The 24,782-nt window shown below is 59.1% G+C and carries 22 protein-coding genes; 11 read left to right on the forward strand and 11 right to left on the reverse strand.

Going from position 1 to position 24,782, the window contains the following annotated elements; translation table 11 throughout:
* Positions 1-16: 16 nt before the first annotated feature.
* The 5 genes from metK to AB2L51_RS05735 all read right to left on the reverse strand — a co-directional run bounded on the left by metK (position 17) and on the right by AB2L51_RS05735 (position 6,152).
* Positions 17-1,204 carry a methionine adenosyltransferase gene (gene metK / locus AB2L51_RS05715; RefSeq protein ID WP_395581666.1) on the reverse strand — a complete coding sequence of 396 codons (1,188 nt, stop codon included), beginning with the start codon at positions 1,202-1,204 and terminating at the stop codon, positions 17-19.
* A gap of 188 nt (positions 1,205-1,392) precedes the next feature.
* Positions 1,393-2,172, reverse strand: a complete 780-nt coding sequence (gene dapB / locus AB2L51_RS05720) for a 4-hydroxy-tetrahydrodipicolinate reductase (protein WP_395581667.1) — start codon at positions 2,170-2,172, stop codon at positions 1,393-1,395.
* Between the two features lie 5 nt (positions 2,173-2,177).
* Entirely contained in the window at positions 2,178-3,314 is a 1,137-nt protein-coding gene (dnaJ, locus tag AB2L51_RS05725) for a molecular chaperone DnaJ (RefSeq protein ID WP_395581668.1), read from the reverse strand.
* A gap of 154 nt (positions 3,315-3,468) precedes the next feature.
* Entirely contained in the window at positions 3,469-5,376 is a 1,908-nt protein-coding gene (gene dnaK, locus AB2L51_RS05730) for a molecular chaperone DnaK (RefSeq protein WP_395581669.1), read from the reverse strand.
* Positions 5,377-5,570: 194 nt separating this feature from the next.
* Positions 5,571-6,152, reverse strand: coding sequence for a nucleotide exchange factor GrpE (locus AB2L51_RS05735; RefSeq protein ID WP_395581670.1), 582 nt, complete (start codon positions 6,150-6,152; stop codon positions 5,571-5,573).
* Positions 6,153-6,345: 193 nt separating this feature from the next.
* Between AB2L51_RS05735 and AB2L51_RS05740 the strand changes: the two genes are divergently transcribed.
* Both AB2L51_RS05740 and AB2L51_RS05745 read left to right on the forward strand, forming a co-directional pair.
* Complete coding sequence (locus tag AB2L51_RS05740; protein WP_086646319.1) at positions 6,346-7,062, forward strand: response regulator transcription factor; 717 nt, start codon at positions 6,346-6,348, stop codon at positions 7,060-7,062.
* A 9-nt stretch (positions 7,063-7,071) separates the two neighbouring features.
* Entirely contained in the window at positions 7,072-8,853 is a 1,782-nt protein-coding gene (locus AB2L51_RS05745; protein WP_395581671.1) for an ATP-binding protein, read from the forward strand.
* A 21-nt stretch (positions 8,854-8,874) separates the two neighbouring features.
* Here AB2L51_RS05745 and AB2L51_RS05750 read toward each other — a convergent pair whose 3' ends face one another.
* Entirely contained in the window at positions 8,875-9,273 is a 399-nt protein-coding gene (locus AB2L51_RS05750; protein ID WP_395581672.1) for a RidA family protein, read from the reverse strand.
* A gap of 243 nt (positions 9,274-9,516) precedes the next feature.
* On the opposite strand from AB2L51_RS05750, the gene rapZ reads away from it, so the two are divergent.
* A complete protein-coding gene (gene rapZ / locus AB2L51_RS05755; protein WP_395581673.1) occupies positions 9,517-10,488 on the forward strand; it encodes an RNase adapter RapZ in 972 nt (323 codons plus the stop codon).
* A 59-nt stretch (positions 10,489-10,547) separates the two neighbouring features.
* Here the strand turns inward: rapZ and AB2L51_RS05760 are convergent, their stop codons facing one another.
* Positions 10,548-11,156, reverse strand: coding sequence for a YqgE/AlgH family protein (locus AB2L51_RS05760; protein WP_395581674.1), 609 nt, complete (start codon positions 11,154-11,156; stop codon positions 10,548-10,550).
* Between the two features lie 109 nt (positions 11,157-11,265).
* Here AB2L51_RS05760 and AB2L51_RS05765 point away from each other — a divergent pair, with 109 nt between their 5' ends.
* Entirely contained in the window at positions 11,266-12,162 is an 897-nt protein-coding gene (locus tag AB2L51_RS05765; RefSeq protein WP_395581675.1) for a polyphosphate kinase 2 family protein, read from the forward strand.
* A 79-nt stretch (positions 12,163-12,241) separates the two neighbouring features.
* Here AB2L51_RS05765 and AB2L51_RS05770 read toward each other — a convergent pair whose 3' ends face one another.
* Positions 12,242-13,255 carry a cache domain-containing protein gene (locus AB2L51_RS05770; RefSeq protein ID WP_395581676.1) on the reverse strand — a complete coding sequence of 338 codons (1,014 nt, stop codon included), beginning with the start codon at positions 13,253-13,255 and terminating at the stop codon, positions 12,242-12,244.
* A 228-nt stretch (positions 13,256-13,483) separates the two neighbouring features.
* Here AB2L51_RS05770 and AB2L51_RS05775 point away from each other — a divergent pair, with 228 nt between their 5' ends.
* Positions 13,484-13,984 (forward strand): hypothetical protein, encoded by a 501-nt coding sequence (locus AB2L51_RS05775; protein ID WP_395581677.1) that lies wholly within the window; start codon positions 13,484-13,486, stop codon positions 13,982-13,984.
* Between the two features lie 66 nt (positions 13,985-14,050).
* On the opposite strand, the gene clpA is transcribed toward AB2L51_RS05775, so the two are convergent.
* Both clpA and clpS read right to left on the reverse strand, forming a co-directional pair.
* The gene (clpA, locus tag AB2L51_RS05780) at positions 14,051-16,396 is read right to left on the reverse strand and encodes an ATP-dependent Clp protease ATP-binding subunit ClpA (protein WP_395581678.1); all 2,346 of its coding nucleotides are present in this window, start codon (positions 16,394-16,396) and stop codon (positions 14,051-14,053) included.
* Between the two features lie 347 nt (positions 16,397-16,743).
* Positions 16,744-17,121 carry an ATP-dependent Clp protease adapter ClpS gene (gene clpS, locus AB2L51_RS05785; RefSeq protein ID WP_166114454.1) on the reverse strand — a complete coding sequence of 126 codons (378 nt, stop codon included), beginning with the start codon at positions 17,119-17,121 and terminating at the stop codon, positions 16,744-16,746.
* A 318-nt stretch (positions 17,122-17,439) separates the two neighbouring features.
* On the opposite strand from clpS, the gene AB2L51_RS05790 reads away from it, so the two are divergent.
* From AB2L51_RS05790 to ggt, 3 genes are all read left to right on the forward strand, one after another.
* Positions 17,440-18,573, forward strand: a complete 1,134-nt coding sequence (locus AB2L51_RS05790) for a D-alanyl-D-alanine carboxypeptidase family protein (RefSeq protein ID WP_395581758.1) — start codon at positions 17,440-17,442, stop codon at positions 18,571-18,573.
* 115 nt (positions 18,574-18,688) lie between these two features.
* Complete coding sequence (gene map / locus AB2L51_RS05795) at positions 18,689-19,489, forward strand: type I methionyl aminopeptidase (RefSeq protein ID WP_395581679.1); 801 nt, start codon at positions 18,689-18,691, stop codon at positions 19,487-19,489.
* Positions 19,490-19,493: 4 nt separating this feature from the next.
* Positions 19,494-21,293: a gamma-glutamyltransferase gene (gene ggt, locus AB2L51_RS05800; protein WP_395581680.1), complete on the forward strand. Its 1,800-nt coding sequence runs from the start codon at positions 19,494-19,496 to the stop codon at positions 21,291-21,293.
* A 20-nt stretch (positions 21,294-21,313) separates the two neighbouring features.
* Here ggt and AB2L51_RS05805 read toward each other — a convergent pair whose 3' ends face one another.
* Complete coding sequence (locus AB2L51_RS05805; RefSeq protein WP_395581681.1) at positions 21,314-22,363, reverse strand: lysine-2,3-aminomutase-like protein; 1,050 nt, start codon at positions 22,361-22,363, stop codon at positions 21,314-21,316.
* A 20-nt stretch (positions 22,364-22,383) separates the two neighbouring features.
* On the opposite strand from AB2L51_RS05805, the gene epmA reads away from it, so the two are divergent.
* The 3 genes from epmA (at position 22,384) to AB2L51_RS05820 (ending at position 24,768) form a co-directional block, all read left to right on the forward strand.
* Positions 22,384-23,409 carry an EF-P lysine aminoacylase EpmA gene (gene epmA / locus AB2L51_RS05810; protein WP_395581682.1) on the forward strand — a complete coding sequence of 342 codons (1,026 nt, stop codon included), beginning with the start codon at positions 22,384-22,386 and terminating at the stop codon, positions 23,407-23,409.
* 94 nt (positions 23,410-23,503) lie between these two features.
* Complete coding sequence (locus AB2L51_RS05815) at positions 23,504-23,917, forward strand: hypothetical protein (protein ID WP_395581683.1); 414 nt, start codon at positions 23,504-23,506, stop codon at positions 23,915-23,917.
* Complete coding sequence (locus tag AB2L51_RS05820; protein WP_395581684.1) at positions 23,890-24,768, forward strand: fasciclin domain-containing protein; 879 nt, start codon at positions 23,890-23,892, stop codon at positions 24,766-24,768. The genes AB2L51_RS05815 and AB2L51_RS05820 overlap by 28 nt, the downstream gene beginning before the upstream one ends.
* Positions 24,769-24,782: the final 14 nt, after the last annotated feature.

The following is a 24,782-nucleotide window of genomic DNA, read 5'->3' on the forward strand; positions in this document are numbered from 1 at the left end:
ACTCGCTACCTTTATATCAGCGCTTCAGTGCGCTGCGCAGGGCGTCCACCAGATCGGTGCGTTCCCATGTAAAGGTATCCAGCTTGTCATCCGGCGTACGGCCAAAGTGACCATAAGCCGATGTGGTCGCATAGATCGGACGGTTCAGGCGCAGATGCCTGCGAATACCGCGCGGCGTCAGGTCCATGACTTCACGCAGGATTTCACCCAGACGGGCTTCATCCACATCCTTGCCGCTTTCATCCAGGTCCACGTAAACGGACAGTGGGTGAGACACGCCAATAGCGTAGGAAAGCTGGATGGTGCAGCGGTCTGCCAGACCAGCAGCCACAACGTTCTTGGCAAGGTAACGGCAGGCATAGGCTGCGGAACGGTCAACCTTGGTCGGGTCCTTGCCGGAGAATGCGCCACCACCATGGGGAGCTGCACCGCCGTAGGTGTCCACAATGATCTTGCGACCCGTCAGACCGCAGTCCCCGTCAGGGCCACCGATAACGAACACGCCGGTCGGGTTGGCGTAGAATTCGCTTTCAGGCGGCATCCAGCCTTCGGGCAGCACGCTGCGGGTGACGTCCAGCAGACGGTCACGCAGAACCTTCTGGTCCGCACCTTCATCATGCTGTGTGGAAATCACAACAGAGGTGGCACCAACCGGACGACCGTTGACGTAACGCAGGGTCACCTGGCTTTTGGCATCGGGCTGGAGGCCGGCAACGCGCTCATCACCAGCGCGACGCAGGTCGCGGATGGTGTGCAGGATACGGTGCGCATAATACAGCGGCGCAGGCATGAGGGTGTCTGTCTCGTTAGAGGCATAACCGAACATGATGCCCTGATCGCCTGCACCTTCGTCCTTGTCCGATGTGCTGTCCACACCAACGGCAATGTCAGCGGACTGAGCATGCAGGTAGTTGGAAGCTTCGGCATGGCGCCAGGAGAAGCCGGTCTGGTCGTAGCCAATATCCTTAACAGCTTCGCGCGCCAGATGGATCAGCTGCTCGGAGGTTACGGACTCGGGACCGCGCACTTCACCAGCCAGAACGATACGGTTGGTCGTTACCAGCGTTTCACACGCCACGCGCGCTTCAGGGTCTGCCGCCAGATACGCGTCCAGAACGGTATCGCTGATCCGGTCAGCAACTTTATCGGGATGACCTTCGGAAACTGATTCCGAAGTAAACAGAAAATCGCCGTCTTTACGCATGATGGTGCCGTTCGCCCCACGCCAGTGAAAAAAGAAAACAGGTAACCATCCCCAAAAAAGGGGACGGCATCCTATGGCGGCATAGAAAGTAATGGTCAAGAGCCATACGGCACCGGCGCAAAAGACAAGCCCCGGTTTTCAGCCCTGCGCCAGACGCGGGGCACGCCCCATGCTGCCCGGTTTACCCCTTACAGCGGGGGCAGGCCCAGCACGTCTTCCATGCCGTAAAGCCCTGCTTCCCGCCCTTTTGTCCACAATGCGGCGCGTACTGCCCCCGTGGCAAAAATACGCCGGTCAAAGGCCCGGTGCGACAGGGTAATCTGCTCATCCGCGGATGTGAAAAGAACGTCATGTTCCCCCACAATCTGCCCACCGCGCAGGGCGGCAAAGCCGATGGCTCCCGGCTTGCGGGGGCCAGTCAGGCCATCACGCCCGCTTTCGCGCACATCTTCCAGCGCCACACCACGGCCAAGAGCCACGGCCTGACCAATAGCAAGTGCTGTGCCAGAGGGCGCATCCACCTTCTGCCTGTGATGCATTTCCACAATTTCCGCATCATAGGACTCTGCTGGCAAGACCTGCCCCATCATCTGGGCAAGGCGGCGCACCAGTGTTACGCCGGGTGAAAAGTTGGCGGCATGAACGATGGTCATATAATCTGCGGCTTCCCGCAGCATCTGGTTCTGCTGTGCGGACAGGCCCGTTGTGCCCAGCACCCACGCAACCCCTGTACCAACCAGAGACTTCGCACTCGACGCAACCGTGTCGGCATGCGTGAAGTCGATCACCGCCTCGCATTCTTCCGCCAGCGCGGACATGGTTGTAAACAGCGGAATACTCCCAGGCAGGCCTGCGGCCTGCTCGGGCGAACGGGTCGTGCCACCAGCTACGGTCGCACCGGCTGCCAGCACTTCCTCAACCAGCAAGCGCCCCACGCGGCCTGTAATCCCTGCAATACCAATGCGCATATATGTTATTCCGATCCTTCAAAAAAATCACGCACGCGGCGGAAGAAGCCTGTGTGCTCGGGGCTGTGCTTGATGTCCTCGCCCGCTTCTTTCTCAAATTCTTCAAGCAGTTCACGCTGGCGCTTGGTCAGCACCTGCGGTGTTTCCACCGTGACCTGAATATACATATCCCCCCGCGCACTGGACCGCAGGACCGAGAAGCCCTTGCCCCGCAGGCGGAAATGCGCGCCGGTCTGCGTGCCCGCCGGAATTTTAACACTGGTGCGGCTACCATCAATAACCGGCACTTCTATTTCAGTCCCCAGAGCGGCCTGCGCCATGCGCAGGGGCACGCGGCAATATACGTTGGCGCCATCACGCTGGAAAATGGAGTGTTCGGAAACGGAGACATGCACATACAGATCACCTGATGGCACGCCATTGCCACCGGCCTCGCCCTCACCTGTCAGGCGGATGCGGGTTCCGTCCTCAACACCTGCGGGGATCTGCACCTTTATGGTGCGTTCCTGCTCCACGGTCCCTTCCCCACGGCAGGCCTTGCAGGGGTCCTTGACCACACGGCCCGCGCCGTGGCAGGTCGGGCAGGCCCGTTCCACCACAAAAAATCCCTGCTGCGCACGCACCTTACCCGCCCCGTGGCAACTCGGGCAGGTTTCCACACCGGCTGCACCACTGTTGGAGCCAGTGCCATGGCAGGAGTCACAGGCAACACGGGTAATAACCCGCACATCCTTTTCAACGCCTGCAAATGCTTCTTCGAGCGTGATTTCAACATGGGTCTGGATGTCGTTCCCACTCCGGGCCTGCCCACCACGGCGGCCCATCATGTCCCCGAACATCTGCTCAAAAATATCGCCCAGACCGCCGCCGCCAAATCCGTTAAAGTCGAACCCGCCGGGGCCTGCCCCACCCCCTTCAAACGCCGCATGGCCGAAGCGGTCATAGGCGGCGCGCTTCTGCTCATCCTTGAGCACATCGTAAGCCTGATTGATTTCCTTGAATTTGGCTTCCGCCGCATCATCCCCCGGATTCCGGTCAGGATGAAACTGCATGGCCATCCTGCGGTAGGATTTTTTAATTTCCTCGGCAGAGGCCGTGCGGGTTACCTCAAGAATTTCGTAGTAATCAAGCTGAGTAGCCATGAAAGTCCTCTTGGGGCTGCCTCTTGCATGAGCACAGCATCTGTCCAGAATGTAAAACGTAAAACGGCGTCCGCCTTATAAAAAGCACGGACGCCGGAAAAATAATACACCAAGGCCATGCCTGTCACATGGCCTTGGGGTTGCATGCGTCCGATCAGGACTTCTTGTTTTCGTTCACGTCTTCAAAATCGGCGTCAACGATATCTTTTTCGTCTGCCTTGGTACCAGCGGCACCGGCTTCAGCGCCCTCGGCTTCCTGACCAGCCTTGTAGGCGGCTTCACCCACCTTCATAGCAGCCTGTGTCAGCCGTTCCGTTGCACTCTTGAGGGCTTCAACATCCGTGCCTTCCAGAGCAGACTTAACGGCAGCAATGGCACCTTCGGCTTCGGTCTTGTCTGCGGCAGGAACCTTGTCACCCACTTCGGACAGGGACTTTTCGACCTGATGCACAAGGGATTCCGCACTGTTGCGGGCTTCCACCTGCTCACGCTTGGCCTTGTCGGCTGCTGCGTTGGCTTCCGCATCCTTGACCATCTTTTCGATGTCGCTGTCAGACAGACCACCAGAAGCCTGGATCTTGATCTGCTGTTCCTTGCCAGTGGCCTTGTCCTTGGCGGAAACGGACACAATGCCGTTAGCGTCAATGTCAAAGGTCACTTCAATCTGGGGCACGCCACGCGGTGCCGCGGGAATACCGGTCAGGTCGAAGTTGCCAAGCAGCTTGTTGTCAGCCGCCATTTCACGTTCGCCCTGATAGACCTTGATGGTCACAGCGCCCTGATTGTCTTCCGCCGTGGAGAACACCTGACTCTTTTTGGTCGGGATGGTCGTGTTGCGGTCGATCAGGCGGGTGAACACACCACCCAGCGTTTCAATCCCCAGAGACAGCGGGGTTACGTCGAGCAGCAGAACATCCTTGACATCACCCTTGAGCACGGCGCCCTGAATGGCAGCACCAATGGCAACCACTTCATCGGGGTTCACGTTACGGGCGGGGTCCTTGCCAAAGAATTCCTTAACCGTTTCGATCACCTTGGGCATGCGGGTCATACCGCCGACCAGAATGACTTCATCAATCCCCGAAGCAGACAGACCGGCATCCTTCAGCGCGGCTTTGCAAGGTTCAAGCGTGCGGCTGATCAGGTCATCCACAAGGCTTTCCAGCTTGGCGCGGGTCAGCTTGACCACAAGGTGTTTGGGGCCAGAGGCATCAGCCGTGATGAACGGCAGGTTAATTTCGGTTTCCTTGGAGGAGGACAGCTCGATCTTGGCTTTTTCCGCCGCTTCCTTCAGACGCTGCAGAGCCAGCTTGTCGGAGCGCAGGTCAATGCCCTGTTCGCGCTTGAACTCGTCGGCCAGAAACCCGATGATACGGTTATCAAAGTCTTCGCCACCCAGGAACGTATCCCCGTTGGTGGATTTCACTTCGATCACGCCATCAGAAATTTCCAGCACGGAAACGTCGAACGTGCCGCCACCAAGGTCATACACGGCCACGGTGCCGCCGCTCTTCTTTTCCAGCCCGTAAGCCAGAGCCGCTGCGGTAGGTTCGTTGATGATGCGCAGCACTTCCAGACCGGCAATGCGGCCTGCGTCCTTGGTTGCCTGACGCTGGGCGTCGTTGAAGTATGCGGGAACCGTAATAACGGCCTGCGATACTTTTTCGCCCAGATATGCTTCAGCCGTTTCCTTCATCTTGCCCAGAATAAAGGCGGAAATCTGGGATGGTGCGTAGTTTGTACCGCGCGCTTCAACCCAGGCGTCCCCATTGTCGCCTTTGACAATGGTGTAAGGGACCATGCCCTTGTCCTTCTGGACGGTCGCATCATCAAAGCGGCGGCCGATCAGGCGCTTTACGGCATACAGGGTGTTGGTGGGGTTGGTCACAGCCTGACGCTTGGCGGCCTGCCCGACCAGCATTTCACCCCCTTCGGTGAAAGCGACCATGGACGGCGTCGTGCGTGCGCCTTCGCTGTTTTCGATGACTTTTGTTTCGTTACCTTCGCGCACGGCCACGCAGGAGTTGGTGGTGCCGAGGTCGATACCAATGACTTTGCTCAATTTCGTGCTCCTTCTAGCGACTTCATCCGACCCGAAGCATCAGACAAAGCCCTGTTCCATCGCTACCGAGTGAGCCCGGACCAAAGTCGGGGCGCAATCAGAATGACCAACCTGATGTATGGTGCGTTTTTCCCTTTTTCAAGGAGGAAAAACCACTCTGCGGGAAGGTTTTTTATCTTCCCTCCCACGCAGTGTTACTGTGCGTCGCCAGCCTTGGCCACAACCACCATGGCGGGCTTGAGCAGACGGCCGTGCAGCGTCCATGTTGGCGTCCATGCCTGCATGACCGTACCGGGTGTATGCTCGGTGCTGGGCTGTTCAGCCATGGCCTGATGCAGATTGGCGTCAAACGCCTTGCCCGCGGGGTTGTCGTTCCTGATCCCGTGCCGCTCCAGAATGGACAGGAAGGAGCGTTCCGTACTTTCAATCCCCTCGCGCATCTTGGTCACAACCGTATCCTCGCCTTCGGTCCGGGCAGGCAGGCTGTCCAGCGCGCGGCGCAGGTTTTCGGCGGCTTCCACCACATCACGCGCGAATTTCTGCACCGCGTACTGGCGGGCATCTTCCACGTCGCGCTTGGCGCGGGCCATCAGGTTCTGGTTTTCGGCTTCAGCACGCAGCCATTTTTCCTTGAACTCCGTAACCGAGCGTTCAAGGTCCTGCACGTGTGCATCGGCGGTATTTTCGGCAGCGCCTGCCTGCTGGGGGGCTGCCTGTTCGGCCGGAGCCGGATCTACCGGGGTCTCGACCTGTGTGGGTTCTGTATCTTGGGTCATGTAGCAAGAAGTAGGCAACACCGCTCCAGCCGACAAGACCCGTTGCCCCCCTGCAATGCAGGATTTTATGCACGGCAGCCATTGGCCGGAAAAAAGCGCGCATCATGCCATTCCCCCTCTTGGCATTGGAAGCCTGCGGCGCCTAAGCTAAACAGCTTGCGCTGATGGCAAGGGATAAAGGAACATACAAACGATGACAGAGCGCACCAAGCAGACAATTGCGCTGGTTGATGATGATCGCAATATTCTGACATCGGTTCAGATGACCCTGGAAGCCGAGGGTTTTAACGTCCGGACCTATACGGATGGCGAATCGGCATTGCAGGGGCTGACGGCCTACCCGGTCGATCTGGCTATTCTGGACATTAAAATGCCCCGTATGGACGGCATGGAGCTGTTGCAGCGCCTGCGCACGCGCTCCAACCTGCCTGTCATTTTCCTGTCCTCCAAGAATGAGGAGGTGGACCAGCTTATGGGCCTGCGGCTGGGGGCGGATGACTATATTACCAAGCCCTTCTCCCAGCGCCTGCTGCTGGAGCGCATTCGCGCCCTGCTGCGCCGCAACGAGGTCAGCCGGGCGGAAGCCAACGGCGCGCCCACAGGGGGGGGCGCACTCACACGCGGCAACCTCTCGCTTGATGAACTGCGCCACAAATGCACATGGAAAGGGGAGGATGTCCCCCTGACCGTAACCGAGTTCCTGCTGGTCAAGACCCTTGCGCAGCGCCCCGGTCTGGTCAAATCCCGCGACCAGCTGATTGATGCGGCCTATGGTGACACCGTGTATGTGGATGACCGCACCATTGACAGCCACATCAAACGGGTCCGCAAAAAATTCCGGCAGGTGGATGATGATTTCAACCAGATCGAAACCCTGTACGGCATTGGCTACCGCTATAAGGAAGACTGACCCAAGGGCATGACCAACCGCCCCCCCCTGCTGGCGCATCTGTTTGCTCAGGCCCGCAGCCTGCGCATACCCGGCCAGCGTCCGCATAATGGCGGGGTGGAAGCCACGGCGGCCTATCAGGCGTCCCGCACCCGGCTGATTTCTCCCCTCATGCGCCGTGTGCTGCTGGTCAATATCCTGCCACTGGCCTTGCTGGGGCTTACGGTGCTGTTTCTCAACCAGTTCCGCAACAGCCTGCTGACGACCGAGGTCACCGCCCTGCGCGAGCAGGCCCGCATTTACGCCGGAGCGCTGGGGCAGAGTGCGGTGCGCGCCATCCACCCCCACGCCGCCCAGCTACAGGACCGTGGATATGAACTGGAAGCCGCACTGGCCCGCCCCCTCCTCCAGCGCCTGACAGAACCAAGCCCCAACGCGCATGCCCGCCTGTTTGGCCCCGATGGGCGGCTGGTCGCGGACAATCTGATTGATGTGGCCGACACGCTGGATACGCCACCGGAACCACACCACTTCCACTCCCATACCATTCCCTTCCCTCCCGCGTTCCAGCCCGGCATTTACGAGCGGTTTTTAACGTGGCTGTGGTCTGGCCATAATCCGAGCATTGTCACCCTCAATACCGATGAGGAAGATATTCCCGACCGCCCGGACCGCCCACAGCGCCTTGACGGCACGGACCACCCACCGCCCGAAGCCCCGCCCTATATCCGCCGCACGTCCCGCGGCAGGCTGATTATTACGGTGGCCGAACCCGTTATGCGCGATGGCTGGACGGTTGGCGTGATCCAGTTGACGCGAGTGGCCTCGCAGGTCGATCGCTCGCTGTTTGCCATCCGCTCGACCATTCTCTCGCTCTTCTTTCTGGCGCTGGTGCTGACGGTCCTGCTGTCGTGGTATCTGTCGCTCACCATTGCGCGGCCATTGCTGCGGCTGGCGGCCTCGGCACAGGTCATGCGGGACACAACCGGGCGCACCGGCACGGTGCCCGCACGCCTGCTGGCCCGACGGGACGAAATTGGTGATGTCGCCCGCGCCCTGCAGGCCAGCGCACAGGCGTTGTGGAAGCGCATGGACGCCATTGAACGCTTTGCGGCTGATGTCAGCCACGAGATCAAAAATCCGCTGACCTCCATCCGCTCCGCGATCGAAACCCTGCTGCGCATAGAGGACCTGAACCAGCAGCGCCGCCTGCTGACCATTATCAACGACGACGTGCGCAGGCTGGACCGGCTGATTACCGATATTTCCGACGCCAGCCGACTGGATGCGGAAATGTCGCGCGCCAAGACCCGCCCCGTGGCGGTTGGCCCGCTGCTGGCTGTTCTAACGGAAATTCATCAGGCCACCCGTCAGGATGGGCAGCCGGTCATGGTGACCGATGTGCACGATGACACCCCCGAACACCCGCTGACCGCTCTGGCGGTGGAGGATCGTCTGGTGCAGGTGCTGCGTAACCTGATCGGCAATGCCATATCGTTTTCTCCACCCGATGGGCAGATTACCCTGCATGCCGCGGCCAATGGTAAAATGGTCCGCATTTCCGTCTCGGACCAGGGGCCGGGGATTCCCCAGGCCAAGCTGGATTCCATTTTTGACCGCTTTTATTCAGAACGCCCCAAAAGTGAGAATTTTGGCCAGCATTCCGGCCTTGGCCTGTCCATCAGCCGTCAGATCATAGAGGCATTGCACGGCAGCATTGCGGTAGAAAACCTGCATGACCGCAAGGGGGGCATAAGCGGAGCCCGGTTCATTATTGAACTTCCCCGCGTGCTCAGCCTGCCGCCACGCTAGACGAGGACAGGTCCTGCAAGGTCAGAACCCGACTGCCACACCCACGCCTTCCTCTTCCGGCAGGCTGATGATCAGATCAACCATGATCTTGGGCGCCGAAGAGGAGGCATCCTTAAGCCACATCATGGTCATGCCCGGTGATGTGGCGGGAAAAAACTGGCGAAAAACCGGAAAACTGGCAGGAAATTCATCCGCATCCGCAATATGGCAGACAATGCGGCTGACATCGCGCAGTGTCAGGTCATGCGGCTCCAGCAAGGTTATTGCCTCTTCAAAGGCAGCCCGGCACTGGTCGGCAAGGTCCACCCCCCGGAACTGGGGGGCATGCAGCCCGGCAAGCTCAAAGCCCCCCGCCGTTTGCACGACATGCGGACGACTGGCGATGGAACGTGGAGGCCGTGTCAGGGTTTTATCTTTCATCACGGACTGATGATGTAAGGTAGCGGAACAGGAACCGCAATTTTCCCTTTCGTAACAAATGCACGACCTTGAGCCTGTTGGCCTCATTCCTTAGCATCCGGTATAGCTGGTCTGAGCAGAATGCCTTCTCTTTCCGCATGAAACTGCTTTAAACTCGCCCGGCATCCGAATTGCGCGCCGGAGGCCACCAACAGCCCGATAGGGGCGCGTCTCTGTTCGGACAATAAAAAGGAAGAGTCGGCCATGCACATGGCGGATGATACGTCTGTTCCGCGCCGCATTCTGCTGGTGTCTGGTCTGTCCGGGGCAGGCAAGTCTTCCATCCTGCGGATTCTGGAAGACCTTGACCATGAGGTGATCGACAACCCGCCACTTGGCATGCTGGACGACATTGTAGCCCGCGCAGAACGGCCCGTGGCCATAGGGGTCGATTCCCGCACAAGAGGGTTTGATGCCTCCGCCGTGCTGGCTGCTCTGGCCCGCCTGCGGGTTAACCCCCACCTGCGCGTGGAACTGATTTATGCCACAGCGGACGAAAGTGTGCTCCTCCGCCGCTATACCGCCACCCGGCGGCGGCACCCGCTTGCCCCCCACAGCAGCATAAAAGAAGGCATAGAGGCCGAAGTAGCCCTGACCGCCCCCCTGCGCGCCGCAGCCGATCTGGTGATCGACACCACCGATATGCCCCCACCAGACCTGCGGCAGTTTGTGGAAAGCCGGTTTAGCCCATGGGTTGGGGGCGCGAGCGAAGGGCTAACTGTAACCCTTATGTCTTTCGCCTACCCTGCGGGCCTGCCACGGGAGGCGGATATTGTGTTTGACGCACGCTTCCTGCGTAACCCGCACTACGTGGCTGAACTGGCCCCCAAAACCGGGCTGGATGAGGATGTCGCGGCCTACGTAACCCACGACCCGGATTACCTGCCTTTTCTGAACCAGATCCACGCCATGCTCCAGCTTGTGCTGCCGCGCTTTGTGCAGGAAGGCAAAAAATACGCCACCATCGCCATTGGCTGCTCCGGCGGTCGGCACCGCTCGGTTACACTGGTGGAGGCGCTGGCCAAGCGCCTGTCTGCTCCCGATGGCATGGGCCATTACAAGGGGTCTGGCCAATGGCCGATCATGATCATGCACCGCGAACTGGCCCGGCAGGGCATAAGTGCCTGGCGCTGGGCCAGAAAACCAACCGAAACCACACGGGTCGAACAGTACTGAGCGACCCGCCTGTAACCGTGCCTTAATCTGGCATGGCGTTTTAGCCCATCCCCATACGCTCAGGCATGGCCTGCCTGCCCGCTCAGACGGGCGGGATCAATATTGATGGAAGCCAGAGCCCGCCGCCATTTGACGGTATGATCCATACCAAAAATAAGCTCGCGCGTGGCAGGCACGACCAGCCATGCATCATGCTGGAAAATTTCCTGCTCAAGCTGCCCCGCAGACCAGCCCGCGTACCCCATAGCCAGCAGGGCGTCCTGCGGGCCGCCTCCCTTAGCTATGTCCTGCAACACATCCATACTGGAGGTGAGTGTAACATTCTCGGTAATGCGCAGGCTGTCCTGACCACTCCACTCCGCAGAATGCAGGACAAGGCCGTGCCCTTCCTCCACCGGGCCACCAGCACACAGGCCAATCCGCCGTACCGGGGGCACAGGAGTAATATGCAACTGCTCCAGCAGGTCATCAAAATCGGGGCGGGGCAGGCGCTTGTTGATCACAAGCCCCATAGCTCCTCCATCTGGCGTGTGGCTGCACATGTAAATAAGGGATTGCCCGAACAGGGTACCCCCAAGCATGGGCGTTGCCACCAGCAGCATACCTGCCAGTGAAAGGCCGTTATCCATAACAGCGGGGGCGAGTTGGGGAGTGTTTGCGGATGCCATCTCCCAAGATATGAGAAACACTTCCTTTTTTGGCAAGATTGCCAGCACAACTGTTGTCTGTAATTCTATGCATCCGACACATATTGCTCAATTTTCAGGACACATGTCCATGAACACCCTCTCCCGTTTTCTGAATGCACTCGACAGTTACAAGATCTCGGACGGCAGCCAGTTCCGGCTTGCCGACCACAACCCCGGTGATGATGGGCAACTGGGACTGGACAAGGACATGGGCAAAAACCTGCTCAGGCAGGTCAAGGGTCTGTTGCAGGACCTTCAGGAACTTCTGTACGCCAACCAGACCCACTCGCTCCTGATCATTCTGCAGGGGATGGATGCCGCGGGCAAGGATGGCACGATCAAGCACGTCATGTCCGGCGTGAACCCGCAAGGCGTTGCAGTGACCTCGTTCAAGCAGCCCGGCCCTACTGATCTGCTGCATGGTTTTCTGTGGCGCATCCATGCCGCGGCACCGCAGGCCGGACGCATCGTTATTTTCAACCGCAGCCAGTATGAGGATGTTCTGGTCAGCCGTGTCCACCCTGACCTGCTTAAAAACGGGCATGTTCCCGGAGCACTCAACACCCCCGAATTCTGGGAGGGCCGCTATAGCGATATCCGCCACCTTGAACACTACCTGAGCAGACAGGGCACCGTCGTGCTCAAATTCTTCCTGAACATCTCGCGCGAGGAGCAGCGCGAACGCCTGCTGGCCAGACTGGACATTCCTGAAAAACGCTGGAAGTTCTCACCTTCGGACCTGCATGAGCGGGAATACTGGAATGATTACGCAACCGCTTACCAGGACGCCATTGCCCAGACTGCGCGCGCACATGCCCCATGGATTATCGTGCCTGCCAATCATAAATGGTATGCGCGCCTTGTCGTGATTGGCACCATTATCCGGGCGTTGCACAATTTGCGGCAGGTTACCCCTCAGCCCAGCCCCGACGTGATGCATCAGCTTGATGACTATCGCACACGCCTGTTGCAAGAAAAACCCTGAGACACTCCCCCATCGGGACCATAGACCCCAATGGGGGAACGTGCTGAAAAATGAGCGAACCTGTATAAACTCCTATGTTTTACAAGGTTGTTTCCAACACCCCGTACCAGCCCAGACCTTTGTAGGTTTCGTACCCCGGAGTATGGGCATAAGCAATCAGCGTCTCCCCGTTCACGTAGTAGCCACGCTCCGCCTGTGGTGTGAATTTGCAATACTCGTCAGACGCGCCATTACCATCAGATGATGCAATAATACGCTTCTGGGCATCCACCAACATAACACGCGTCTGCTCCCGTTCCGCATTGGACAGGCGCACGCCCTTGACTATGGCTTCGGCCTGCGGTGCCCAGTCAAACGCTATGCCCAGAACACCCAGTACCTGCCCGCGCGCTTCCCCCCCTGCGCGAATGGCGGTGCTGTAAATGGCAGCCTGTTCATTATTAAGCGCTGGCACACGACTGACGTCTGCTACAGCATATTCCTCCCCACTTTGCGTGCGCATGGCTTTTGTAAACCATGCCTCGCCCGACATATCACTCCCTTCCAGAGCGCGGTGTGTCTGCGGGCGACCACAAGCCACGACCTTGCCGGAAAGGTCCACAATAAAAAGATCAAGGTAAACAGTGTAGGATTTTAAAATTGTGGCCAGACGCCCTGCGGCATACTGGTAGGCTTGAGGAGTGCGGTTCTCCAACGCCTGCACAACGGCACTATCGGTTGCCCACCACCTTACGTCGCACGAACGCTCGTACAGATTGCGGTCGATCAGGTCCACAACATTCAGCGCCAGATCGGTCAGGCGTTCCCCCCTGCCACGCAACAGCAGATCATTCCCTGCTTTTAACAGACGCTCGGTACTGTTGTCCGTTGCAGCACGCAATTCGGAGGCAATACCAACAATGCGGGTGGAGATACGGCCCATTTCATCTGCCAGCAGACCAAAAGCCGCACCCGCCTGCCCAACCCGCGCCGCTTCGATGCGTGTGTTGATGGCAAGGAACTTGGCTTCGTTCATGACTGAGGCAATCAGATGAATTTTCTCCCGCGTCATCTGAGAGACTTCGTAAGCAAGTTTCAGGATATCATCTTGCATGCGGGATATGTCTTTCAATCCGGAATCGAAACAATATGACGTAATGGGACACATAACCATCTCGCCATAACAACAGCAGAACATACTGTGTCCTTCTGTTTTGCCGAAATTATCAGAACCTGTAAACTCCTGATTATGAACCTATTCCACCCCCATCACGTGCATTTGACACGATGTAACCGTCCGGTCATGAACAGACAAACCCTTTGACCGCTCACAAGGATTCCCATGCTCCATTTGACACGCCGCATGCCCTTGCTGGCCTTATGCGCCGGATTGGCCCTGCCCACCCTGAACACCCCGGCACAGGCCCGGCACAGACATACGGATACAGACCAGCCGACTTCCGTATCTGCCTCATGCGATAATCAGGATTTTCTGAACAAGCAGCAGGCGTTTGAAAACGGTGGTCCAAAAGCCGATGCTGCTGTGCATATTTGTGGAACTGTTCTGGCTTTTTCCAGAACAGCCAGACAGACCCGTAGCGGTCGACATGGTTATTTTTACATAACGGTTGCGCCCAATATTTCCATCCGCATTGTGACCAATCTGGACGAAATGCATACCCCCGCCTGGCCGTGGGTCACCAAGGGCGACAAGGTCGAAGTCGTGGGACGGTATTATTATGATTCAGCACGCCAGCAGGGCGTGGACTGGACACACCGTGGCACTGGCCGCTCATGGGGCATTCCGGGCTACGTTATTGTCAACGGCACAAAATACGACTGAACAAAAAAAATGGCTGGCCAGAAAAAACTGGCCAGCCACATGTGTTTTACGGAGTGCGTGCAAAAACTAGTCTGCGGCTTCCTCTTCCTTTTCGCTCCCGCGCTCATCCTCGCCTGAGTTGGAGGCAGCGTTGGCATTGCTCTCCACAATATCAAACGCCAGTTCACCATTCTTGAGGCCTATCTTAACGGCTCCCCCCTTGGCCAGACGCCCGAACAGCAGTTCCTCGGCCAGAGGTTTTTTGATGGATTCCTGAATAACCCGACCCAGCGGACGGGCACCATACAGGCGGTCATACCCCTTTTCTGCCAGCCACTCCTTGGCCGCCGAAGACAGTTCAATGGTCACGTGCCGGTCAGCCAGTTGTGCTTCAAGTTGCAGCACGAACTTTTCAACAACCTGCCCGACAATTTCCTGCGTCAGATGTGCGAAGGGAATAACCGCATCCAGCCGGTTACGGAACTCGGGGGTAAACAGGCGCTTGATGGCCTCTTCATCCTCGCCTTCACGCACCTTGCGGCCAAAGCCTACGGCTTCCTTACTCATATCGGACGCACCGGCATTGGTGGTCATGATCAGGATAACATTCCTGAAATCGACCGTTTTGCCGTTATGGTCCGTCAGGCGGCCGTTATCCATAACCTGTAGCAGCACGTTGTACAGGTCGGGATGGGCCTTTTCGATCTCATCCAGCAGCAGCACGGCATGAGGATGCTGGTCGATGGAATCGGTCAGCAGACCACCCTGATCAAACCCGACATACCCCGGAGGCGCACCCAGCAGGCGGGAGATGGAATGCCGCTCCATATATTCGGACATATCAAAGCGGATCAGCTCAATACCCAGCGCGTTGGCAAGCTGGCGGGCCACTTCCGTTTTACCAACCCCAGTGGGGCCGGAGAACAGATAGTTACCAATCGGCTTTTCAGGATCACGCAGGCCAGCACGCGCCAGTTTGATGGCGGCGGAAAGTGCGTCAATCGCCTGATCCTGCCCAAACACCATGCCCTTGAGGTCACGCTCCAGAGAACGCAGCACTTCCTTGTCATCAGCAGAAATGCTTTTGGGCGGAATGCGGGCAATGCGGGCGATAATATCTTCCACATCCTTCAGGTTGACCGTCTTGCGGCGGCGACCTTCAGGCTGGAGCATGCGCGAAGCCCCGACCTCATCAATCACGTCAATCGCCTTATCGGGCAATTTACGGTCATGAATATAGCGGGCGGAAAGTTCCACAGCCCCACGAATAGCTTCTTCCGTGTAGCGGACCTTGTGGTGCTTTTCGTAGCTGCCCTTCAGGCCGCGCAGGATCTTGACCGCATCATCAATGCTGGGTTCGGGCACATCAATCTTCTGGAACCGCCTGACAAGCGCACGATCTTTTTCAAAGTGCTGACGGAACTCCTTGTAGGTGGTCGAGCCAATGCACCGCAGCGTGCCAGCCGCCAGAGCGGGTTTGAGCAGGTTGGACGCATCCATGGCCCCGCCCGATGTTGCACCCGCACCGATAACGGTATGGATTTCATCAATAAACAGAATGGCGTGCGGGTCCTGATCCAGCTCCGTTACAACGGCTTTGAGGCGTTCCTCAAAATCGCCGCGGTAGCGGGTGCCAGCCAGCAATGCACCCATATCCAGCGAATAGATGGTGGATTTAAGCAGCACTTCGGGCACGCTGCCTTCCACAATCCGGCGGGCAAGCCCTTCCGCGATGGCGGTTTTGCCTACGCCGGGATCGCCTACATACAACGGGTTGTTTTTGGTACGGCGGCACAGAATCTGGATCGTGCGTTCAATTTCGGTATCACGCCCGATCAGCGGGTCAACCTTACCTGCCAGCGCCTTGTCGTTCAGATTGACGCAGTAGGTGGACAGCGCATCCTGACTTTTCTGCGCCTTGGTTTCGGCCCGTTCGGGTTCTTCCCCTTTTTCCGCACCGGTATTGCTGCCTGCAACCGGGCGGCGGGTGGCGCGATCGGGGGCTTTGGCAATTCCGTGGGAGAGAAAGTTCACGGCGTCCAGACGCGTCATGTCCTGCAGTTGCAGGAAATACACGGCGTGGCTTTCACGCTCGGCAAACAGGGCGACCAGTACGTTAGCGCCTGTCACCTCATCGCGGCCGGTGGACTGCACATGAATGGCTGCACGCTGGATAACGCGCTGGAACGCGGCGGTTGGTTTGGGTTCGGTCGGGCGCTCAGACGCCAGACCGGCAAGGTCCTTGTCGAGAAAGCCTGTCAGGTCTGTCCGCAACCGGTCCAGATCAACCCCACAGGCGCGGAACACCGTTACGGCATCCGCATCATCAACCAGGGCAAGAAGCAGATGCTCTAGCGTGGCATATTCGTGATGCCGTTCTCCGGCCAGAATAAGCGCCCGATGCAGCGTCTGCTCAAGATTGCGTGACAACATGACGAGACGCTCCTTTCCCCGGACTTTCCGACCACGGTAAAACAACCACGGGACCATGATCGGGTGCCCTGCAATCATATTTGGCTGCTTCGGCAGGAAATGCGAGTCATAACCACGCAAAAAACACATGTTCACGCATTTTTCGTTAGCATCTCTGATAAAAATGCTGGTTTTCCGCGCTTTTTACCAAACCCGACCAATCGCAGAAATATGCGTGCCCTCCCTGCATAACCGCATTTGCAGACCAGAAACGGGGCCGACACCCCACCGACCACGGGCTCGCGCACGCGCCGCAGAGCGCTGCTGGCAGCCGGACTGTGTTCAGGAAAACGGCAGAGGTGCTGGTATCAGTCTTTTTCTATGGTGCACTGCAAAGGGTGCTGGTTCTGACGGGCAAGATCCATGACCTGAGACACCTTGGTCTCCGCCACCTCATACGTAAACACACCACAAACACCCACCCCCTTGCGGTGGACGTTGAGCATGATGTCTGTCGCTTCTTCACGATTCTTCTGGAAAAAGCGCTCAAGGACGTACACTACAAACTCCATGGGGGTGTAGTCATCGTTGAGCATGAGCACCTTGTACATGGCGGGTTTGCGGGTTTTGGGCTTGGCTCGCACAACCACGCCGATTTCCGCATCATCCCGGTCCGAATCCATGCCTCCGTCACGCCGCGACGGCCCGTTGCCTGTATGCAGAACAGGAAGATGAAACGAGGCCATGGCAACCAAACTCCCGAGGCAGGGTGAAAAACGAGTGGTGTTCCTTACCACCATATTGGCAAAGCCAAAGTACAATAAAAGAGAGCGGAGTGACAGAATAGCTGGTGCGCGTGCCCAATATGGAACCAGCGCGCCATATTTATGCCACACATGAACACCACATGGCAGGATGGGTGCCGGAGCTGCTTATCTGGATTCCGTGCGCCAGAGTTCCAGTTTTTTGCCGCCATGCTCTTGCGATTCCTGACAGTAGGCGGAATAGTGCTCCAGACGGCACAGGTGGGGGTAGCAGTGGCAGACAAACCGGCGTTACGGCAGATGACAGAACAGAGCAGGCTAACATCCGGCAATGCAAAACCCCTGCGCCTGCGCAAATGGGCAGGCCTGCTTGCTGGCGTAACTCTGGCGGCGTTCACTACGGCCAGTCAGGCCCGCGCCCAGTATGCCGGGCAGATCAGTTCCATTGTCATGGACGCCAAAACTGGTGCTGTCCTCTCCCAGACCGATCCGGACCTGCGGCGCTACCCGGCCAGCCTGACAAAACTGATGACGCTGTACATGGCCTTCAACGCGCTGCGCGCAGGGACCATATCCCTTACCCAGTCCGTGCCGGTCTCCATTCATGCGTCTACCATGGAGCCTTCCAAGCTCGGGCTGGTTCCCGGCACTCACCTGACTGTTGAACAGGCCGTGCTTGCGCTGGTCACCAAATCCGCCAACGATGCCGCCTGTGCTCTGGGCGAGTTGATCGGGGGTGGGAGCGAACCCCAGTTTGCCGCCATGATGACCCAGCAGGCCCACGCCATGGGCATGTCCAGAACCCAGTTCCGCAACGCCTCCGGCCTGCCGGACCCGGACCAGATGACGACCGCGCGGGACCTGGCCACTCTTGGCCGCCGCCTGATTGCCGATTTCCCGGAATACTATCACTATTTCGCCACCCCGGCATTCCGTTTCCATGGCCGCTACATTCCCAACCATAACCCCATGCTGAAAGTCTATGCCGGGGCAGATGGCATGAAGACGGGATACACGCAGGAGGCCGGGCGCAACCTTGTCACCTCCGCCCTGCGTGACAATGTGCGGCTGGTTGGCGTTGTCATGGGTGCCTCCAGCAACACCCAGCGCTCGCTGGTTATGGCCAACCAGCTTGATCACGGTTTTGACGCCGAAGGCGTAGCCCCCGTCGCCCGCCCGCTTATTGTAGCGCAGGCCACCAGCAGCCAGCGCCACCGCAACCACCGTGGTACGCTGATCATGGCGGATGCCAGCCACAGGCACACGCCACTTGAAGTAGCGGAAGCCCCTACGACACACCGCCGTCATGCAGCGATTACCAATGTCAGCCATGGCCGTCATACTACGGTTATTGGCGCCAAGGTTCACACCATTGCCACCCCCGCCATCTCCCGCAGCATGGTCCGCCACACGATCGCCCACAACCGGACCTGAATATTTTCTGACCATTTAGGCCACCCGTTGTCACCAAAGCGGGTTGCCTTTGTGGTCTGCACTCTTCATCTTGCTGCTTTACTAAAAAGTATCAACAACGATGAGGAAGTGCAGAATGGCGGGCAGAGGCGGTATCGTTCTCCATACCGAAGAAGACTTCAAATACCTGCGTGCGGCTGGCCAGTTGGCTGCGGCTACGCTGGACATGATCACGCCTTACGTCAAACCCGGCGTAACCACGGGCGAGCTGGACAGCATTATTCACGCCTACACGCTTGAACATGGCGCTACCCCCGGCCCGCTGAACTACCGAGGCTACCCCAAGTCGTGCTGTATTTCGGTCAATCATGTTGTGTGCCACGGCATTCCGGGTGACCGGCCGCTGATTGAGGGCGATATCGTCAATATCGACGTCACCCCCAAGCTGAACGGCTGGTTTGGAGATACCAGTCGCATGTATGCCGTGGGCAAGGTGTCCATCAAGGCCGCCAAGCTGATCACCACCACTTACGAATGCCTGATGCGCGGTGTTGAGGTTGTACGTCCCGGTGCCACTCTGGGTGACATTGGCTACGCCATTCAGAGCCATGCCGAAAAACACCGCTACTCCATTGTGGAAGATTTTTGCGGACACGGGATCGGGCAGGTTTTCCATGCCGAACCCAACGTCCTGCATTACGGTCGCCCCGGCGAGGGCATGAAACTGAAGGCCGGTATGGTGTTTACCATTGAACCCATGCTCAACATTGGCAAACCCGAAGTAAAAATTCTTGAAGACGGATGGACCGCCGTGACGCGTGACCGCTCCCTGTCCGCGCAGTTTGAACATATGCTGGCAGTCACCCAGACAGGGTATGAAATTTTTACCCGCTCTCCCGCCGGGTATGACTGCCCCCCCTACCCGATGAAAGGATAAGCTCATGCTGGCCGCCCCCACCACGCTGTTCTCCCGTGTTGCGCGTTATGTGGGACGGGTGGCCTGTTGCCTGAGCACAGGCCTTATAGTCCTGCCAGCCCACGCGGCACCAGTGGCTGACCCGCTGGCCTATGGCACTGCACTGTCGGCCGCTGCGTCCGTTGCCTCCCCTGTGGCCGGGCAGCATGGCATGGTGGTTTCCGCCCAGAAACTGGCCTCGGAAGTGGGGGCCCACATTCTGGCCAAAGGCGGCAATGCAGCCGATGCCGCCGTAGCCATGGGATATGCTCTGGCTGTTGTGTACCCGGCCGCGGGCAATCTGGGAGGTGGCGGGTTCATGATGCTGCGCCCACCGGGCAAGCCTGCGATTTTTTTCGATTTTCGGGAAAAGGCACCACTGGCCGCCACGCCGGATATGTTTTTGGACAGTAAGGGTAATGTTATTCCCGACCTGTCCCTTCTGGGCTGGAAGGCCGTAGCCGTGCCCGGCACTGTGGCCGGGCTGGATGCTGTGCATGAACGCTGGGGCCACCTGCCCCGAAAAGTGGTCATGGCCCCTGCCATTCAACTCGCCCGCGATGGATTTGTGCTGGAGGAAGGGGATGTGGAACTCCTGAACACCTCCACCGCGGCGCTGGCGCAGGACCCCTATGCCCGCAAGATTTTCCTGCGCCCCGATGGCTCTCCCTTCCAGCCCGGCGACAGGCTGGTGCAGAAAAATCTGGCACACTCGCTCGAACTGATCGCACAGAACGGGGCGGACGCATTCTACAAAGGGCCCATTGCCGCCAGTATTCTGGAGCAGTCCAAAGCCCACGGCGGCATTTTGCAGGCCATGGATTTTGAGCACTACCAGCCCCGCGCACTGGCCCCCGTAAGCTGCACCTACCGCGGATTGCTGGTGGAAACAGCCCCGCCCCCCAGTGCAGGCGGTATAGCCCTGTGCGAAATGCTGGAAATTCTGGCCGGGTATGACATGCACGCCCTTGGCCTGCACTCAGCCCCCGCTCTCCAGCGTGAGATCGAGGCCATGCGCCATGCCTATTCCGACCGGCGGGATCTGGGCGACCCGGCTTTTGTCCATAACCCGGTCAGCAGCCTGCTGGACCCGGCCTATATTGCCAGCATACGCACGCATATTCCCCCTGACAGGGCTATTCCCTCCGCTGACCTGCGTGCAGGTGTGGCCTCGCCCGAAAAACCCGAAACCACCCAGTTTTCGGTTATCGACCACAACGGATTTGCCATTTCCACCACCTATACGCTTAACGGCTGGTTTGGCGCCAAGGTCATGGGGGGGGACACCGGGATCATCATGAATGATGAAATGGATGATTTTTCCATCAAACCCGGAGCGCTGAACATGTTTGGCATTCCCGGCAGTGCGGCCAACGCCATTGCACCGGGCAAAACGCCTCTTTCCTCCATGGCGCCGACCATTATCTCGCGCGATGACAGGCCGGTCATGGTCATTGGCAGCCCCGGCGGGTCGCGCATTCCCACCATTATACTCTCTGTTATTCTGGGCGTTGTGGATTACGGGCTGAACATCCAGCAGGCCATAGACCTGCCCCGCCTGCACGAACAGTGGATGCCACAGAGTGTGGAGGTTGAGGCAAACGCCCTGACCCCGCAGGTCAAGCAAACGCTGGAACAGGAAGGGTACAGTTTTGTCCTACATGCGCCGTGGGGTATTCCTGAAGGGATTCTGGTGGGTGGCCCCAGCCTGAACAGCCACGGGCCTGCCCGTTTTTATGGAGGGGCCGACCACCGTCACCCCGGCGGGGCGGCTATAGGGGAGTAAGCTCCCCTCCCCCACAATACTTACAGGCGGTCCAGAGTATGGGTGCCACCCTGTGGGTCACGCACCTGCCGCTCGCCCGTAATATACTCCGGCCCCAGAGGAACCTTGCCGTAGCCTCCGGGAATATCCAGCACGTAAATGGGCCAGGCAAGCCCCGTAACGCGCCCCCGCAGACCTGCCAGCAGGCGCTGGCCCTGTGCGACCGGCACATGAAAATGGGCCGTACCCGGCGCAGGGTCGAGCTGGTGCAGGTAGTACGGCCGCATACGGTTTTCCACCATGGTACGGAACAGGTCTTCCAGCGCTTCCTCGCTATCATTCACACCCCGCAGCAGGACCGACTGCCCCAGCAGCGGTATGCCCCGCCGGGCAATGCGGCGCAGGCTGCTCCGTGCGGGGGGAGCCATTTCCCGCGCATGGTTGATGTGTACGGCCATCCACATGGCTTTGTCCGTTTCCAGCGCATCCAGCAATGCGTCTGTCACACGCTCGGGTGCTGCCACCGGCACGCGCGTATGCACCCGGATGGTGGTCACATGCGCCATGCCGGAAAGGGCCTGCACAATCTCCCCCAGCCGCCGGGGCGAGAGCATGAGCGGGTCCCCCCCGGTCAGAATAACCTCACGGATCTGCTCATGCGTACGGAGCCAGTCCAGCGCGCGGCTCAGGGCCTGATCATCCAGCACGCCACCATCGGGCCCCACATGCTCCCGCCGGAAGCAGAACCGGCAGTATAACGGACATACCAGCAAGGGTTTAAGCAAGGCGCGGTCCGCGTAGCGGTGCACAATACCGGGCACGGGGGAGAGCGCGTCATCTCCAATAGGGTCGGAGCGCTCCTCCGGCGTAACCACCAGTTCGCGCGTGGTGGGCACAACCTGCACGCCAATCGGGTCGTCCAGACTGTGCATCAGCTCCGCAAAAGCGGGCGGTATGGCCGTGGCATACTGCCGGGCTATGGCTTGCAGGTCCGCTTTCTGCGCGGGTGTGGCCATACCGGCGGCAATCAGGTCATCTGGGGTGCGCAGCGTTCGGCTGGTCGCAAAAGGGGGCTTGACCGGGGAAGACATGTACCGGCTCTACTCTGCCCATGTCTGTGTCTGCAACATCTCATCTGTCCTTTGGTGGTCCGGACCCCGAACGCATTCGCGACCGGCTGCCATTTTTAATCCGCCGCAACCTGACCATGCGGGGTGTGCGCGCATTTTTGGAATCCCGCGGCTGCGTGGAGGTGGAAACCCCCTGCGCCGTGCCCGTGCCGGGGGAGGAGGTGCACCTGCTCCCCTTCCAGACCGAGCGGGAAACACCCGACGGCCAGCGCCAGACCCTGTTTTTGCACACCAGCCCCGAATTCGCCATGAAGCGGATTATCGCCGCCACCGGGCTGCCGCTGTTCCAGTTTGCCCGTGTCTGGCGCAATGGTGAGGCCAGCGGCACCCATGCCCCCGAGTTTACCATGCTGGAATGGTACCAGCCCCGCATGCCGCTGAGCAGCCTGATGGACGAGACAGAAGCCCTGCTCAAGGCCGTTCTGCCCCCTGTTGTACACCGCAACGCCTGCACGCTGGACCTGAGCCAGCCTTTTGAACGGCTGAGCATGGAAGACGCATTCCGCCACCATGCTGGCGTTGACCTGCTTCCAACCCAAGGCAATGCACAGGCACTGGCCCATGCGGCAGGCTGCACCCTGCGCGACGGTGAGCAATGGGAAGACCTGTTTTTCCGCTTGTTGCTGGAGCGAATCGAACCCGCCATTGGCCAGACCCGCCCCACATTTTTAACACACTGGCCAGCAAGTCAGGCTGCACTGGCGCGCAGGGACCCCACAGACCCGCGTGTGGCCCTGCGGTTTGAACTTTATGCCGCAGGCATGGAACTGGCCAATGCCTTTGAGGAACTGACAGACCCTGTAGAACAGCGGCAGCGTTTTACCCACGACAGGGCCGAACGCCAGCAGCTTTACCCCACCCGCCCCACATGGCCAATGGACGAAAAACTGCTCCACGCCCTGCCCCACATGCCCCCGTGTTCGGGCATTGCGCTGGGGTTTGACCGGCTGGTCATGCTGGCCAGTGGCGCACGCCAGATACAGGATGTCTTGTGGATACAGGATTAGTCTGCAACATTTGGCCTTAACAGGTGTTTTTGCTTATCTTCCACTCGTACGACGCATACCGCAGGCGTATTCCACCAAGGGGCAAGTCGGTGCCATGACATACGCAAACAGAATTTTACTGATCGGGCTTCTAGCCCTTGCCGCCTGCCAGGTTCCCAGTCCGGAGCAGCGGCGCAAGCTCGATTCCATGATCGGGCGACCAACCGTGGATGTTATCCGCACCTTTGGTGTACCTACGCGCCAGTTCACCACGGGGGACCACACTTTTCTTGCCTACATCACGCAGGAGACCGACTACACCACCATGCCCATGGGCGGTGGCTGGGGGTATGGTCCCGGATGGGGAGACGGCTGGGGCGGTTATGGTGGCTGGGGATACGGTGGCTGGGGATATGGCGGTGGCTGGGGCGGCGGCATGGGCACCGCATACACCTATAGCTGCCAGACCAATTTTGAACTCGTAAAGGGCCTTGTCATCAGTTGGACAATGCGGGGCGATGGCTGCTAGGCCGCATACACCCTGCCGTGCCTGCCGACCTGCCTGTACCCTTTAACGCCATGACGGTCCGGGAAGCCCCTTTGCGTACCCACACTCCACGCCATGCACCATACGGCTGGCATGGGCGTCTGGCTGCCCCGGTACTTATGCTGGCAGGCATGGTCCTGCCGGGCGGATGCGCGCAGAGCCCCGCCCGGCAGGACACATACACAACGCCAGTCTCTACCTGTGCGTATATGATGCCAACAGTCTCTGGCACGCGCACATATACACAGGGGCTCCGTGGCGCATCCGGTTCTCCGACGTCCGGACAGAGCAATCCGATTGATAGCGCCGTTGCCTACGGCAACCCGCAAACGCCCGCATTCTGCGACCGCCCCCTGTCGGACACCCTGCGCAGCTCCATCGAACTGGCCGACTATACGCATCTGCTGGACAGGACCGGCCTGTTCCCCACCTTGCAGCAGGCAGGGCCTTTTACCGTATTCGCCCTGCCCAATGCGGCGCTGGAAACCTATAACACGCAAAATGGTGGCCAGCTTCTGGACCCGGCCAGCACCAGCAGGGTACGCAACCTGCTCAGCTATACGATTGTTACCGGAAAATGGCCCCACAAGGCCCTACGCGCAGCCCTTGCTGCCGCACCGGGCCATAGCCTGTCACTCCCCACCCTGAACGGACAGGCGCTGCCTGTCTGGCTGGACACACAAACAGAGCAGGTCATGGTCGGCCCACCTCACGGGCAAAGCAGCCCGCTCTGGGTCATGGGAATTCCGCAATCCAACGGTGTGCTGTATTTTACGCGCACGCTGGTTCTGCCACCAGCGGAACAGGCCACTCCGCACCCCAGCCCCCCTTGAAAGGCTTTGCCCCC

The sequence above is a fragment of the Acetobacter fabarum genome, from assembly GCF_040702925.2.
Lineage (GTDB): Bacteria > Pseudomonadota > Alphaproteobacteria > Acetobacterales > Acetobacteraceae > Acetobacter > Acetobacter fabarum_B.

Bases quoted from the DNA above. Each gene is read 5' to 3' on its own strand.
- metK (WP_395581666.1), bottom strand. From the start codon at position 1,204: ATGCGTAAAGACGGCGATTTTCTGTTTACTTCGGAATCAGTTTCCGAA.
- dapB (WP_395581667.1), bottom strand. From the start codon at position 2,172: ATGCGCATTGGTATTGCAGGGATTACAGGCCGCGTGGGGCGCTTGCTG.
- dnaJ (WP_395581668.1), bottom strand. From the start codon at position 3,314: ATGGCTACTCAGCTTGATTACTACGAAATTCTTGAGGTAACCCGCACG.
- AB2L51_RS05735 (WP_395581670.1), bottom strand. From the start codon at position 6,152: ATGACCCAAGATACAGAACCCACACAGGTCGAGACCCCGGTAGATCCG.
- AB2L51_RS05740 (WP_086646319.1), top strand. From the start codon at position 6,346: ATGACAGAGCGCACCAAGCAGACAATTGCGCTGGTTGATGATGATCGC.
- AB2L51_RS05745 (WP_395581671.1), top strand. From the start codon at position 7,072: ATGACCAACCGCCCCCCCCTGCTGGCGCATCTGTTTGCTCAGGCCCGC.
- AB2L51_RS05750 (WP_395581672.1), bottom strand. From the start codon at position 9,273: ATGAAAGATAAAACCCTGACACGGCCTCCACGTTCCATCGCCAGTCGT.
- rapZ (WP_395581673.1), top strand. From the start codon at position 9,517: ATGCACATGGCGGATGATACGTCTGTTCCGCGCCGCATTCTGCTGGTG.
- AB2L51_RS05760 (WP_395581674.1), bottom strand. From the start codon at position 11,156: ATGGCATCCGCAAACACTCCCCAACTCGCCCCCGCTGTTATGGATAAC.
- AB2L51_RS05765 (WP_395581675.1), top strand. From the start codon at position 11,266: ATGAACACCCTCTCCCGTTTTCTGAATGCACTCGACAGTTACAAGATC.
- AB2L51_RS05770 (WP_395581676.1), bottom strand. From the start codon at position 13,255: ATGCAAGATGATATCCTGAAACTTGCTTACGAAGTCTCTCAGATGACG.
- AB2L51_RS05775 (WP_395581677.1), top strand. From the start codon at position 13,484: ATGCTCCATTTGACACGCCGCATGCCCTTGCTGGCCTTATGCGCCGGA.
- clpA (WP_395581678.1), bottom strand. From the start codon at position 16,396: ATGTTGTCACGCAATCTTGAGCAGACGCTGCATCGGGCGCTTATTCTG.
- clpS (WP_166114454.1), bottom strand. From the start codon at position 17,121: ATGGCCTCGTTTCATCTTCCTGTTCTGCATACAGGCAACGGGCCGTCG.
- AB2L51_RS05790 (WP_395581758.1), top strand. From the start codon at position 17,440: ATGACAGAACAGAGCAGGCTAACATCCGGCAATGCAAAACCCCTGCGC.
- map (WP_395581679.1), top strand. From the start codon at position 18,689: ATGGCGGGCAGAGGCGGTATCGTTCTCCATACCGAAGAAGACTTCAAA.
- ggt (WP_395581680.1), top strand. From the start codon at position 19,494: ATGCTGGCCGCCCCCACCACGCTGTTCTCCCGTGTTGCGCGTTATGTG.
- AB2L51_RS05805 (WP_395581681.1), bottom strand. From the start codon at position 22,363: ATGTCTTCCCCGGTCAAGCCCCCTTTTGCGACCAGCCGAACGCTGCGC.
- epmA (WP_395581682.1), top strand. From the start codon at position 22,384: ATGTCTGTGTCTGCAACATCTCATCTGTCCTTTGGTGGTCCGGACCCC.
- AB2L51_RS05815 (WP_395581683.1), top strand. From the start codon at position 23,504: ATGACATACGCAAACAGAATTTTACTGATCGGGCTTCTAGCCCTTGCC.